Raw genomic sequence first — 12,508 nt, 5'->3', positions numbered from 1 at the left:
CATGAGCACCGCCTCCGCTGACACCGCCACCGGTGTCCCGGAACAGCAGGGAGCCGCGCCGGCCAGGGCACCGCGCCGGATCTCGTTCAACCCGCGCGAGAGCGGCATCTACGTCGCGTTCGCGCTGATCGTCGTGTTGTTCTCGATCCTCACCGGCGGCGCGCTGCTGGAACCGCAGAACATCTCGAACCTGATCGTGCAGAACTCGTACGTGCTGATCCTCGCGATCGGCATGATCCTGATCATCATCGCCGGGCACATCGACCTGTCGGTGGGGTCCGTGGTGGCGCTGACCGGCGCGATCTCGGCCGTGCTGATGGTGAACATGGGCATGGCGTGGCCGCTCGCGCTCCTCATCACCCTGGCGGTCGGCGCGGTGATCGGGGCGTGGCAAGGGTATTGGGTCGCTTACTTCGGCATCCCGGCGTTCATCGTGACGCTGGCCGGGATGCTGATCTTCCGCGCCCTTACCCTGACCGTGCTCGGGAACCAGGGGATCGGGCCGTTCCCGGACGAGGTGCGGACGCTGGCGAACGGGTTCACCGGCGGCTATCTCGGCAACATCGGGCTCGGCCCGCTCGGCGGCGCCGACGTGGTCAGCCTGCTGGTGGACGTCCTCGCCATCGGCGGCGCTGTCGTCTCGCGATGGCGCAAGCGCACGGCCCGGCTGAACTACCTGCAAGAAGTCGACCCGCTGCCGATGTTCCTGCTGAAGATCGCCGCGGCGGCCGCCGTCGTGCTGTTCGTGGTGGTGCAGCTGGCGCGGTACAAGAACCTGCCGTGGGTGCTGATCCTGCTGTCGGTGCTGGTGATCGGGTATTCGCTGGTGACGACGCGGGCCGTGTTCGGCCGCCACATCTACGCCATCGGCGGGAACCTCCAGGCCGCGACCCTGTCCGGCGTGAAGGTCAAGGCCGTGACGTTCTGGATCTTCGTCAACATGGGCGTGCTCTCCGCGCTGGCCGGGATCATCGTGGCCGGACGGCTCAACCAGGCCGGTCCGACCGCGGGCAACATGTTCGAACTCGACGCGATCGCCGCGGCGTTCATCGGCGGCGCCGCGGTGCAGGGTGGCGTCGGCAAGGTGGTCGGCGCGATCACCGGCGGCTTGATCATGGGCGTGATCAACAACGGCATGTCCCTCATCGGCGCGCCGACCGAGAGCGTGAACCTGGTCAAGGGGTTCGTGCTGCTCGTCGCCGTCGCCTATGACATCTGGACCAAACGGCGGGCCCGGACCGCCGCCTGACGGTCGTGAGTGGCGATTCGGGTTCTAACCCGAATCGCCACTCACGACCCGCTTGACCCACCCCCCACCCGCAGTTCCCCTCGCAACCGTCGCGAAAGGAAGTGCTGTGCGCAGCAGGTCGATCCGGATCAGTGTGCTGTCCCTGACCATCGCCGCCAGTGTCCTCGTGCCCGTTCAGACCGCTTCGGGCCAGACACCGACGACCGACTACAGCCTCGCCGTGGACGCGGCGGGACGCGGTGCCACGATCGACCGTTCGATGTACGGCGTCTTCTTCGAGGACATCAACCGCGCCGCCGACGGCGGGTTGTACGCGGAGCTCGTGCAGAACCGCTCCTTCGAGTACGACAAGGCCGACAACGCGTCGTACACGCCGTTGACGTCTTGGGCACCCACGTCGATCGACGGGGGAACCGGCACGGCGACGGTGGCCGACGACGACCGGCGGCTCAACGAACGGAACCGCCGCTATCTCAAGCTCGACCTCGCCGGTGGCGAGTACGGCGTCGCGAATTCCGGCTACAACTCGGGGATCCGGGTCGAGAAGGGCAAGCAGTACGACTTCTCGGTGTTCGCCCGGACCGATCGGGCGGCGGGGACGCCGCTCACGGTGGCCGTCACCGATCCGGCGGGCAAGGCGCTCGCCGATCCGCTGCGGGTGCAGGTCCGCGGCGACGGCTGGGTGAAGTACACCGGCAGTGTCCGGGCACGGGAGTCGAGTGCGCTGGGCAGGCTCGCGCTGACCGCGTCCGGCGGCGGGACCCTGCGGCTGGACATGGTGTCGCTGTTCCCGCGCGACACCTACAAGAACCGGCCGAACGGCATGCGGGCCGACCTCGCGGAGAAGATCGCCGCGCTCAAACCCGGTTTCGTACGCTTCCCCGGCGGCTGCCTGGTCAACACCGGCAGCCACCAGGGTTACGAGGCGCCGAACTGGGAACGAAAGCGTTCGTACCAGTGGAAGGACACCATCGGGCCGGTCGAGCAGCGGGCCACGAACGCGAACTTCTGGGGCTACAACCAGTCCTACGGCATCGGCTACTACGAGTACTTCCAATTCTCCGAGGACATCGGCGCGATGCCGCTGCCGGTGGTACCGGCGCTGGTCACCGGCTGCGGGCAGAACAAGGCGACCGACGACCCGGCGTTGCTGCGGCGGCACATCCAGGACACCCTCGACCTGATCGAGTTCGCCAACGGCCCGGTCACCTCGGCCTGGGGTAAGAAGCGGGCCGAGATGGGGCATCCGGCGCCGTTCAACCTGACGCATGTCGGCGTCGGCAACGAGGAGAACCTGCCCGACGAGTACTTCGCCCGCTTCACCGAGTTCCGGAAGGCGATCGCGGCGAAATACCCGGGGATCACGGTGATCGGCAACTCGGGACCGGACGACACCGGCGCGACGTTCGACCGGCTGTGGGACCTGAACCGGAACGCGAAGGTCTCGGTGGTCGACGAGCATTACTACAACAGTCCGCAGTGGTTCCTCCAGAACAACCAGCGCTACGACACCTACGATCGCAACGGTCCCAAGGTCTTTCTCGGCGAATACGCGTCGCTGGACAACAAGTTCGGCAACGCGCTGGCCGAAGCCGCGTACATGACCGGGCTGGAGCGGAACGCCGACGTCGTCAAGCTCGCGTCGTACGCGCCGCTGCTGGCGAACACCGACTACGTGCAGTGGAAACCGGACATGATCTGGTTCGACAACCAGCGCTCGTGGGGTTCGGCCAGTTACGAGACACAGAAGCTGTTCATGACCAACGTCGGCGACCACCTGGTCCCGAGCAGGGCGTCGGCCACGCCTGCCACCGTCGCGCCGATCTCGGGCGCGATCGGGCTGTCGACCTGGGCGACGAGCGCGGCCTACGACGACGTCAAGGTCACGTCGGCCGACGGTGCGCAGCTGTTCTCGGACGACTTCTCCGGCGACGATTCACGCTGGTCGAAGGTGGCCGGACGGGGTTCCTGGGCGGTGTCGAACGGGGTCTACCTCCAGTCCGACCAGGCCGCGGAGAACACCCTCGTGACCACGGGCGATCCGTCCTGGAGCAACTACGACTTCTCGGTGAAGGCGACGAAGACCGGCGGCAGGGAGGGCTTCCTGGTCGCGTTCGGGGTCAAGGACACCGGTAACAACTACTGGTGGAACCTCGGCGGCTGGAACAACACCGTTTCCGCCGTCGAGAAGACCGAAGGCGGCGGCAAGCAGACCCTGCTCCAGAACGACACCAAGATCGAGACCGGCAAGCAGTACGACCTGCGGGTCGAGGTCCGCGGCCGACAGGTGACGCTGTTCCTCGACGGGCAGAAGTGGGGTTCGTTCACCGACGACAAGGTCGCCGAACCGTTCCGCCAGGTCGTCACCCGCGACGTCAAGACCGGCGAACTGGTGGTCAAGGTCGTCAACGCCCAGACCTCGGCAGCCCGCACCCGGGTCGATCTCGGCACCCGCGTCCAGCCGGGTTCGACCGCCCGCGTGACGACGTTGCAGGGCTCACCGGACGACGTCAACACCGCTTTCGCCACGCCGATCGCGCCACGCGAGTCGCGGTTCTCCGGCGTGTCGAACAGCTTCACCTACACCTTCCCACCGAATTCCGTGACCTTCCTGCGGTTCCCGGCCCGAGTGAGGGGATGACCATGACGATCGACCGTCGTGACCTGTTCAGAGCGGGTGGCGGCTTGCTGGCCGCCACCGCGGTCGGCAGCCTGGCGCCGGGTACGGCCCAGGCCGCCGAGGCCGCTCCCGCGTCGTTGACCACCCGGAATCCACTGGTCGAACAGCGCGCCGACCCGTTCATCACCCGGCCGGTGAACGGGATGTACTACCTGACCGGTTCCGTGCCGGAGTACGACCGGATCGTCGTGCGCGGCGCCGCCACGATCGACGGCCTGGCCACCGCCAGGGAGACGACGATCTGGCGACGGCCGTCGTCCGGGAAGATGGGCGGCCACATCTGGGCGCCGGAACTGCACCGCATCGACGGGCGCTGGTACGTCTACTTCGCCGCGGGTGACTCGGACGACGTGTTCCGCATCCGGACGTACGTGCTGGAGTCCACTTCGGACGATCCACGGGCGGGTACCTGGGTGCTGCGCGGGCAGATGGTGACCAAGTGGGACACCTTCACGCTCGACTCGACGACGTTCGAGCATCGCGGCAAACGGTACTTCGCCTGGGCGCAGAGCGAACCCGGGATCGCGACCAACAGCAACGTGTACCTCGCCGAGATGGCCTCACCGCTGGCGATCAAGGGTGATCCCGTCCGGCTCGCGGTGCCCACGCTGCCGTGGGAGATCCAGGGATTCAAGGTCAACGAGGGGCCGGCGGTGATCGTCCGCAACGGGCGGGTGTTCATGACCTACTCGGCGAGCGCCACCGACGCCCGCTACTGCATGGGGCTGCTCACCGCCGACGAACGTTCGGACCTGCTCGACCCGCGGTCCTGGACGAAGTCGCCGCAGCCGGTGTTCACCACGAACGAGGCGACCCGGCAGTACGGACCGGGGCACAACTCGTTCACCGTCGCCGAGGACGGGTCCGACGTGCTCGTCTACCACGCCCGCGACTACCGCGACATCACCGGCGACCCGCTGTACGACCCGAACCGGCACACGAGGGTCCAACGGCTGTACTGGAACGACGACGGGACACCGAGTTTCGGCGTCCCGGTCGGCAAAGGCGGACCTTGCGTCCGGCTGTCCCCTTTGGACGATCCGGCGTTGTACGTGCGGCACTACGAGTACCGGCTGACGGCGGATGGCAACGTCCGTGAACTCGCCGACTCGCAGTTCCGGATCGTCCCGGGGTTCCGGGGAGCGGGAACCGTCGCACTGCAATCGGTGAACTTCCCGGACCGTTACGTCCGGGTGGTCGACGCCTCGACCGTACGGATCGATCCGTACGACGAGAGCGACGCCTACGGCCGGGCGGCGAGTTTCACCCAGGTGCCGGGCCTTGCCGACCGGCTGGCGGTGTCGTTCCGCCTGCCGGGTGAATCCGCCACCTATTTGGCCCACGACAAGGGAAGGATCTTGGTCTTCCGTCCCGGTACCGCGGTGCGGGATCGTCAACGGGTCAGCTTCCGGCTCAGCTGAACTCACTGGGAGGTTGAACGCAGTGCTGCGAACACGCCCCATCGTCCTGGTCCTGGCGATGCTCGCCGGGACCCTGGTCGCGGCCGGATCACCGGCCGCGGCAGGCGGACCACCCGCCGACGTCCAGTCCTACCTCGACGATCCACGGAAGGTCGCCGAAGGCCAGGAGCCACCGCACGCCTACCTACGCCCGTACGCGGACGTCTCCGCCGCGGCTCGCCGCGAGGAACGCAGTCCCTACACCCAGTCGCTCGACGGCAAGTGGCGGATCGCGATGGCCGACAATCCGTCTCAGGTCCCGGCGGGATTCCACGAGGACGGCTACGACGCGTCGCGCTGGCGCGAAGTATCCGTTCCGCACACCTGGCAGACGGACGGTCTGGACCACCCGATCTTCCGCAACATCGCCACCGAGATCCAGCCCGACGACCCGCCGCGCGTCCCGCGTGACGTCAACCCGACCGGCGCCTACGTCCGCGACTTCACCCTGCCCGCGGACTGGACGGAACGCGAGACCTTCCTGCGCTTCGAGGGTGTCACGTCGGCGTACTTCGTCTGGGTCAACGGGACGTACATCGGCTACGACCAGGGCGGCTACACGCCGGCGGAGTTCGACATCTCCTCCGCGCTGCGCCCGGGCCCGAACCGGCTCGCCGTGCAGGTGCACCGCTGGAGCGCGGGCGCCTATCTGGAGGACGTCGACCAGTGGCGGTACTCGGGCATCTTCCGCTCTGTGACCCTGCACTCGGCGCCGGGGACGTTCATCCAGGACGTGGGACTGACGACCGACCTCGATGCCACCTACACCGACGCCACCCTCAAGGCCGCGGTCGAGGTCGCCACCAAACCCGGCGGGACCACGGGCAAGCACCGTGTCGGGCTGAGCCTGCGCGACGCCGCGGGCAAGGAGGCCGGGTCCGCGAGCGGGGAGGTCGAGGCGGGTGGCAAGACCGCGCTGAACCTGTTCGTTCGTAACCCCGCGAAGTGGACCGACGAGACGCCGAACCTGTACACGGCCGTCCTCACGTTGACCGCGCCCGACGGCCGCGTCACGCACATCACGAGCGAGACGGTCGGGTTCCGGGAGATCGAGATCCGCGACAAACAGTTGCTGGTCAACGGGAAACGGGTGCTGTTCAAGGGCGTCAACCGCGCCGAGACCGACCCCGATCACGGCAGGCACGTGCCCCGGCGCGCGCAGGAGCGCGACGTCGCGCTGATGAAGCAGCTCAACGTCAACGCGGTCCGCACCTCGCACTACCCGTCGGACCCTTACTTCTACGAACTGGCCGACCGGCACGGGCTCTGGATCGACGACGAGATCGACATCGAGACCCACAACCACGAGAACTGCGCTCAATACTGCCAGGCGAACGACCCGGCTTGGCGGGACGCGTTCTTCGACCGGATGATCGGCATGGTCGAACGGGACAAGAACCATCCGAGCGTCTTCCTGTGGGACACCGGTAACGAGGCCGGCCTCGGCGCGCATCACTTCGCGCTGGCGGAATGGCTGGACGCGAACGAGCCGACCCGGCCGATCTACCACCAGTCGAACAGCCCGGACGGGGACGCGCCGTTCGCGGACGTGTGGGGGCCGCGGTATCCGTCTCCGGAGAAGTTCGCCGAACAGGCGAAGAACACCACCAAACCGCTGATCTTCGGCGAGTACGCCCACGCCATGGGCAACAGTCTCGGCAACTTCCGGGAGTTCTGGGACACGATCCGGGCGAATCCGCAGACCCAGGGCGGGTTCATCTGGGACTGGGCGGAGCAGAACATCCGGCAGCGGATCCGGATCACGCCCGATTCGTCGGGCAACGACATCTCGGCGCACCTCAGCGGCAAACCGGAGCTGGTCGACGGTCATCGCGGCAAGGCACTGGCGCTGTCCGGACTGGACGATTTCGTCGAGGTCTACCGCGACCGGAAGCTCGACATCACCGGTAAGGCGCTGACCCTCGATGCCTGGGTGAAGCCGGGCAAATGGACCGGTGATTTCCGCATCCTCGGCAAGGGCGATCACCAGTACGCGCTCAAGATGAAGACGCAGGACACGCTGGAGTTCTTCATCCACAGCGGAACGTGGCAGGCGGTGCAGGCCAAGGTGCCCGCCGATTTCTACGGCAACTGGCACCGGGTGAGCGGTACCTACGACGGCACGGCCCTGCGGCTCTATCTCGACGGCAAGGAGGTCGGCAGCAAACCGTTCACCGGCGCGATCGACCCGTCTTCGGCGGAGGTCAACGTCGGCCGCGACTTCGAGACGTCCTGGAACGACCCGTCGAACATCGGCTGGATGGGCCGCGGCGCCGTCGACGACGTCCGTATCTACGACAAGCCACTGTCCGCCGCCGAGCTGTCCGGTGCCGCACCGGCCGGCGGTGCCGTCCTGGCGCTGGACTTCGACAGCGTCACGGACCAGGGGAGCCACCTGTCCTATGGCTCCAGTCTGTCCGGTGTGGACGGTCTGATCGGCACGGATCGTTCGGCGCAGCCGGAGACCGCGCAGATGGCTTGGGCGCATCAGCCGCTCCGGTTCGCCTACTCCGGTGGCACGGTGTCGGTGACCAACGAACGGCAGTTCAAGGGCACCGACGAGCTGAACCTGCGGTGGCGGATCCAGGAAGGCTCCCGGATCGTCGCCCGCGGCGAACAGCCGTTGCGGGTCGGCGCCGGGACGACCGGGCGAGTCGCCGTTCCCGCGCCGCCGAATCCCGCGGATCGCGAGCGCTTCCTCACCGTCGAGGCGGTGACCACCCAGGGCGAGCCCATGCTCGCGCGGGGACATGTCCTGGCGCACGACCAGTTCTCCTTGGGCGGTAAACGGATTCCGGGCCTGGACCGGACGCCGCTCGACGGGAAGGCCGTCGGAGTCGTCGAGGACGCGGGTTCGGTGACGGCGTCGGCGGCGGGGGTCACGTACAAGGTGGACAAGGCGAGCGGTGCGCTGACGTCCATCCGGCATCAGGGCAAGGAACTGCTGACCGCCGGGCCGAAACTCGACGCGTGGCGGGCACCCATCAGCAACGAGACCTTCGCGTGGGGCAGGGCCGAGGGCGAGGACTGGCGCAAAGCCGGCCTTGACCGGTTGAAGACCACGGTCACGGGAGTGCGGGTCGAGAAGGACGGCTCGCGAAGCGTGCGGGTGATCGTCGACAGCCGGGTCGCGGCGCCGGACGTCGCCGGGGCGTGGTTCGACCAGACGATGACCTACACCGTCGACCGGACCGGGACGCTGAGCCTCGGCAACCGCGTCGTGCCGCAGGGGAGCGTGCGCACTCTGCCGTATCTGCCCCGGATCGGCGTCGCACTGGCGGTGCCGGACCGGTATGACCGGTTCGCCTGGTATGGGCGGAAAGCCGAGAGTTACGTCGACCGCAAGGACGGGACGCCGATCGGCGTGCAGTCGAGCACGGTGGACCAGCAGTACGTCGAGTACCACCGGCCGCAGGACCACGGCAACCACACCGACAGCCGATGGGCGCTGCTCACCGACGGCCGGACCGGTGGCCTGCTGGTCGGGGGAGCGAACGACGTCAGCGTGACACCGTACGACGACCTCGACCGGGCGGCGTATCCGTTCCAGTTGCAGCGCAACAAGGGCTGGTTCACGCTGCACGCGAGCCACGCGGTGACCGGGGTCGGGGACACGCCCAACCCGGTGCGGGAACGCAGCCAGGTTCAGCCCGACAGCACGTACGAGTACACGCTGTCGCTCCGGCCGTTGACCTCGCAGGAAGCGCGAGCGGGACTGCCGGCGGGCGGCTGACCGACCGGGCGGGATCCCTTCACGGCGCGGTGAAGGGATCCCGCGCGGCGAAGAACCGGCCTGTCTTTGGTCCGTGCTGCTTCGTCCGGGTGATGTCGGCACGAGGCACGGTTCGAGACCGTCCGCTCTCGCTAGTCTCGATCTTCGACTGCGAGGGAGATTGAATTCATGGCGGAATGGGCCGATCTGGTCGCGTTCGTACGGCACGAATATCGGGTAGTGAAGGACGAAACGGACGAAATACGCATCCGGTTGTCCTACGGCGACGACGACTACGAAGAGCGGGCCCAGACCGTGGTCATCGCGCGGGAGGTCTTCGACCGCCGCGAGGACTGGGTACAGATCGCGACGCCGTTCGCGCGCGTCGACCAGGTCGACCTCGCTACCGTGCTGACGGAGATCGGCAACACGATCGTCGTCGGCGGACTGGTGGTGATGGGAGAGCACCTGGTGTTGCGTCATTCCCTGCCGTTGGTGAACCTCGACATCAACGAGTTCACCGACCCGCTCGAACTCGTCGCGGGTTCGGCGGAGCTGCTGGAGCAGCAGTTCACCGGACGCGACGACTACTGAGCCGCGTGACCTCCTCGAACGAGGTCACGCGCTCGCATTCCTCTTCCGTGAGCTTGTTGATCGCTGCCCGGTACGCCTGCGCTTGAGGCGTACCGGGCAGCTCGCCGCCGAGGAGAAGCGGAAGACCGAGTTCGAAACCGCAGCGGGCCCGCGCACCGTAGCGGTGCCGGGTGCGGGCGACCGCGGTGGCGACGCGGAGCCCGTGGTCGGTGCCCGGCGGCGTGGCGGGCCGGTCGGTCTCGACGGCCGCGAACCGGAAGCCGTTGGCCTGGTCGCATCTCCCGCAGCCGGTGGGCCCCGCGCCGAGCGCGTTGCCGCAGTCTGCGCAGGCCAGCCTGTCGAGGGCGGCGTCGACGACTCGCCATTCGAACGCGGAAGTGTCGGCGACGACCAATTCGGCGAGGTCGGTTTCCTCTTTCGTCCCGGCGGTCACCTCGTACTCCGCCAGGAACGACCGCCACCGGTCCTCGATGCTCGCTTCGACCTCGGCCAAAGCTTCGGCGGGGGCACCGCCGCGCGGAAGTGCGGTCATGGCAAAACCGTAACCGCGATAGTCATTAAGGTGTGCGCTATGGGTCCGTCGAGATGGGGTGGGCTCGCGGCGCTGCTCGCGGGGTTCTTCGTGCTCCTGCTGGACACGACCATCGTCGCGGTGGCGAGCCCGAGCATTCAAGCCGAGCTGGGCGGGGACGTCGCCGCGTTGTTCTGGGTGACGGCGGGCTACCTGCTCGCGTTTTCTGTTCCGCTGCTGGTCGCCGGCAGGCTAGGAGATCTCTTCGATCCGAAGCGTGTCTACCTTTTCGGCATGGGAGGCTTCGGCGTCGCCTCGGCACTGTGCGGGCTCGCGCCGTCGATCGAATGGCTCATCGCGTTCCGGATCCTGCAAGGCCTGGCGGCGGCCGCGATGTCACCGCAACCACTCACGTTGATCCGACGGCTCTTCGCCGAAGAGGAGAGAGGGCGCGCGTTCGGTATCTGGGGTTCGGTGGCGGCGGCCGCCACCTTGCTCGGCCCCATTCTGGGCGGACTGCTGACGGCGAGCCTGGATTGGCGCTGGATCTTCTGGGTCAACGTGCCGCTCTGCGTCATCGCCGTGGTCATGGGCATCCGCCTGATTCCGGGAAGCTCCGGGAACGCCACACGCTTCGACCTGCTCGGCGCCGCGTTGAGCACGGCCGGTCTCAGCCTTCTCGTGTGGGCCTTGTTGTCCTGGAGCATACTTTCATTGCCCGCGACCGCCCTTGCCGTCGCGTTGCTCGTCGGTTTCTGGTTCCGAGAACGCGGGCAAGGCGCGGACGCCCTCGCGCCCTTGCGGCTCTATCGCTCGTCCGGGTATTCGTCTGCGAGCCTCGCGATGGCGTCGCTCGGCGCGACGGTCCTCGCGATGGCATTGCCCACCATGCTCTACATCCAAGAGGTGCGCGGTTTCGGCCCGATGGAAGCCGCGATGGTCCTCGCGCCGGACGCCGTCGTCGCGATCCTGTTGTCACCACCGGCGGGCCGCTGGGTCGACCAGGTGGGCGGGCGACGGCCTGCGATACTCGGCATGAGCCTGCTGGCGGTGAGTCTGCTGCTCATCGGGCTGGTAGTGGTGTTGAGCCTGAATCCGTGGTGGATCTCGGTGGGCGCCGCGCTTCTGGGTGCTGCCAACGCTCTGGCGTGGTCACCGCTGTCCGCCATCGCGATGGCGTCCGTCGAACCCGATGCCGCGGGCGGCGCCTCGGGACTGTTCAACACGGTTCGGCAGGTCGGTGCGGTGGCCGGGGTGGCGGTGACCGGCGCGATCCTGGCGGGCCTTGACGCGCGGCCCGTGTTGGCTTTCGGTGTGGTGTTCGGGTTTGTGGGTCTCGTCGCTGCTGGTGGTGTTGCGGCCGCGCTTAGGCTTCCGGAGCGCTCGCCTTCGCAATTAGTCGGCTAATTGCTTTTCGGGCGATTACACAGGCGCAGTCTCGTTTCTCGGCACTATCACCCGTCAGTGGTAAATGCGCTGGCTCATTGTTGCTTAAAATTACGAACGCCTGTTCGATTGGTTTGGGGTATTCTTGTGGGGTGTCCGAGACCTTCCTTCCCGAGTTGCCGCAGGAACTGTGGCGCGCCGGCAAGCTGGAGCTTGCCCACGGCGTGCAGCAGTCGTTGCAGGTGATCAGGATGGCCACCGCCGGACTGGGGCAATTCCTGGCGGAGATCGAGTCTCGTGGCGTCAAAGACTTATACGGCTATGGCCGCACGGCCAACTGGTTCGCCGATATAGCAGGATTATCGGTCGGTGAGGCGCGTGCGGTAGTAAACCGGGCCATCGCCCTGAACCCCACGCGTGCTCTGGACGGCACCGAAGTTCCTGCTGTCGCGCCCGCCACCGCCGCTGTCGCCGCCGAGGGTTTGGTCGGGGACGAGCGGATCGATCAGATTCTGGAGATCTTGAAGAAGCTCCCGGCCGAGACCTCTGCTGAGGATCGGGCGAGTGCGGAGAAGATCCTCGCCACCCTCGCCCGCGACGCCGGACCGCGGCAGCTCGCCGACGCCGAGACGAACCTCCTGGCGTGGCTGGATCCCGATGGGAACGAGCCGAAGGATCCCGAACCCGCCCAGCCGCGCCGGGAAATCACCTTGGAGCGCCGCAAAGACGGTTACTGGAAGCTGACTGGTCTTCTCGATGATGAGACGGGTGCTCGCACGGCGGCGGCTTTGGAGGCGTATGCGGCGCCGCGGCCGGTGGGCGAGTTCGGTCAAGCCGACCTGCGGATGAAATGCGAACGCATGGGAGACGCCTGGGTCGACATCCTCGACCTTGCGATCGCCTGTCCGGACCAGCC

General features: G+C 67.4%; 8 protein-coding genes. 7 read left to right on the top strand and 1 reads right to left on the bottom strand.

Annotated elements, in window-relative coordinates:
* Position 1: 1 nt before the first annotated feature.
* From mmsB to DL990_RS36460, 5 genes are all read left to right on the top strand, one after another.
* Positions 2–1,249, top strand: a complete 1,248-nt coding sequence (mmsB, locus tag DL990_RS36480; protein WP_199746743.1) for a multiple monosaccharide ABC transporter permease — start codon at positions 2–4, stop codon at positions 1,247–1,249.
* Positions 1,250–1,355: 106 nt separating this feature from the next.
* Positions 1,356–3,890 carry an alpha-L-arabinofuranosidase C-terminal domain-containing protein gene (locus DL990_RS36475; RefSeq protein ID WP_125801431.1) on the top strand — a complete coding sequence of 845 codons (2,535 nt, stop codon included), beginning with the start codon at positions 1,356–1,358 and terminating at the stop codon, positions 3,888–3,890.
* Between the two features lie 2 nt (positions 3,891–3,892).
* A complete protein-coding gene (locus DL990_RS36470) occupies positions 3,893–5,350 on the top strand; it encodes a family 43 glycosylhydrolase (RefSeq protein WP_233620677.1) in 1,458 nt (485 codons plus the stop codon).
* Positions 5,351–5,372: 22 nt separating this feature from the next.
* Entirely contained in the window at positions 5,373–9,122 is a 3,750-nt protein-coding gene (locus DL990_RS36465) for a glycoside hydrolase family 2 TIM barrel-domain containing protein (RefSeq protein WP_125801429.1), read from the top strand.
* Between the two features lie 168 nt (positions 9,123–9,290).
* The gene (locus DL990_RS36460) at positions 9,291–9,695 is read left to right on the top strand and encodes a hypothetical protein (protein ID WP_125685073.1); all 405 of its coding nucleotides are present in this window, start codon (positions 9,291–9,293) and stop codon (positions 9,693–9,695) included.
* Here DL990_RS36460 and DL990_RS36455 read toward each other — a convergent pair.
* Complete coding sequence (locus tag DL990_RS36455; protein WP_125801428.1) at positions 9,673–10,227, bottom strand: hypothetical protein; 555 nt, start codon at positions 10,225–10,227, stop codon at positions 9,673–9,675. The two genes, DL990_RS36460 and DL990_RS36455, sit on opposite strands and share 23 nt — an antisense overlap.
* 39 nt (positions 10,228–10,266) lie before the next feature.
* On the opposite strand from DL990_RS36455, the gene DL990_RS36450 reads away from it, so the two are divergent.
* Positions 10,267–11,613, top strand: coding sequence for an MFS transporter (locus tag DL990_RS36450; RefSeq protein ID WP_125801427.1), 1,347 nt, complete (start codon positions 10,267–10,269; stop codon positions 11,611–11,613).
* Positions 11,614–11,744: 131 nt separating this feature from the next.
* Positions 11,745–12,508, top strand: a 764-nt coding sequence (locus DL990_RS36445) for a DUF222 domain-containing protein (protein ID WP_125801426.1), incomplete at its 3' end; no start/stop codon positions are given.

The organism is Amycolatopsis sp. WAC 01416 (assembly GCF_003947485.1).
Lineage (GTDB): Bacteria > Actinomycetota > Actinomycetes > Mycobacteriales > Pseudonocardiaceae > Amycolatopsis.
Note: the sequence above shows the minus strand (reverse complement) of the source record. Positions and strands in the feature narration are given on the sequence as shown.

Excerpts from the sequence above, each read along its gene's own strand:
- mmsB (WP_199746743.1), top strand. The coding sequence starts at position 2 with ATGAGCACCGCCTCCGCTGACACCGCCACCGGTGTCCCGGAACAGCAG.
- DL990_RS36470 (WP_233620677.1), top strand. The coding sequence starts at position 3,893 with ATGACGATCGACCGTCGTGACCTGTTCAGAGCGGGTGGCGGCTTGCTG.
- DL990_RS36460 (WP_125685073.1), top strand. The coding sequence starts at position 9,291 with ATGGCGGAATGGGCCGATCTGGTCGCGTTCGTACGGCACGAATATCGG.
- DL990_RS36455 (WP_125801428.1), bottom strand. The coding sequence starts at position 10,227 with ATGACCGCACTTCCGCGCGGCGGTGCCCCCGCCGAAGCTTTGGCCGAG.
- DL990_RS36450 (WP_125801427.1), top strand. The coding sequence starts at position 10,267 with ATGGGTCCGTCGAGATGGGGTGGGCTCGCGGCGCTGCTCGCGGGGTTC.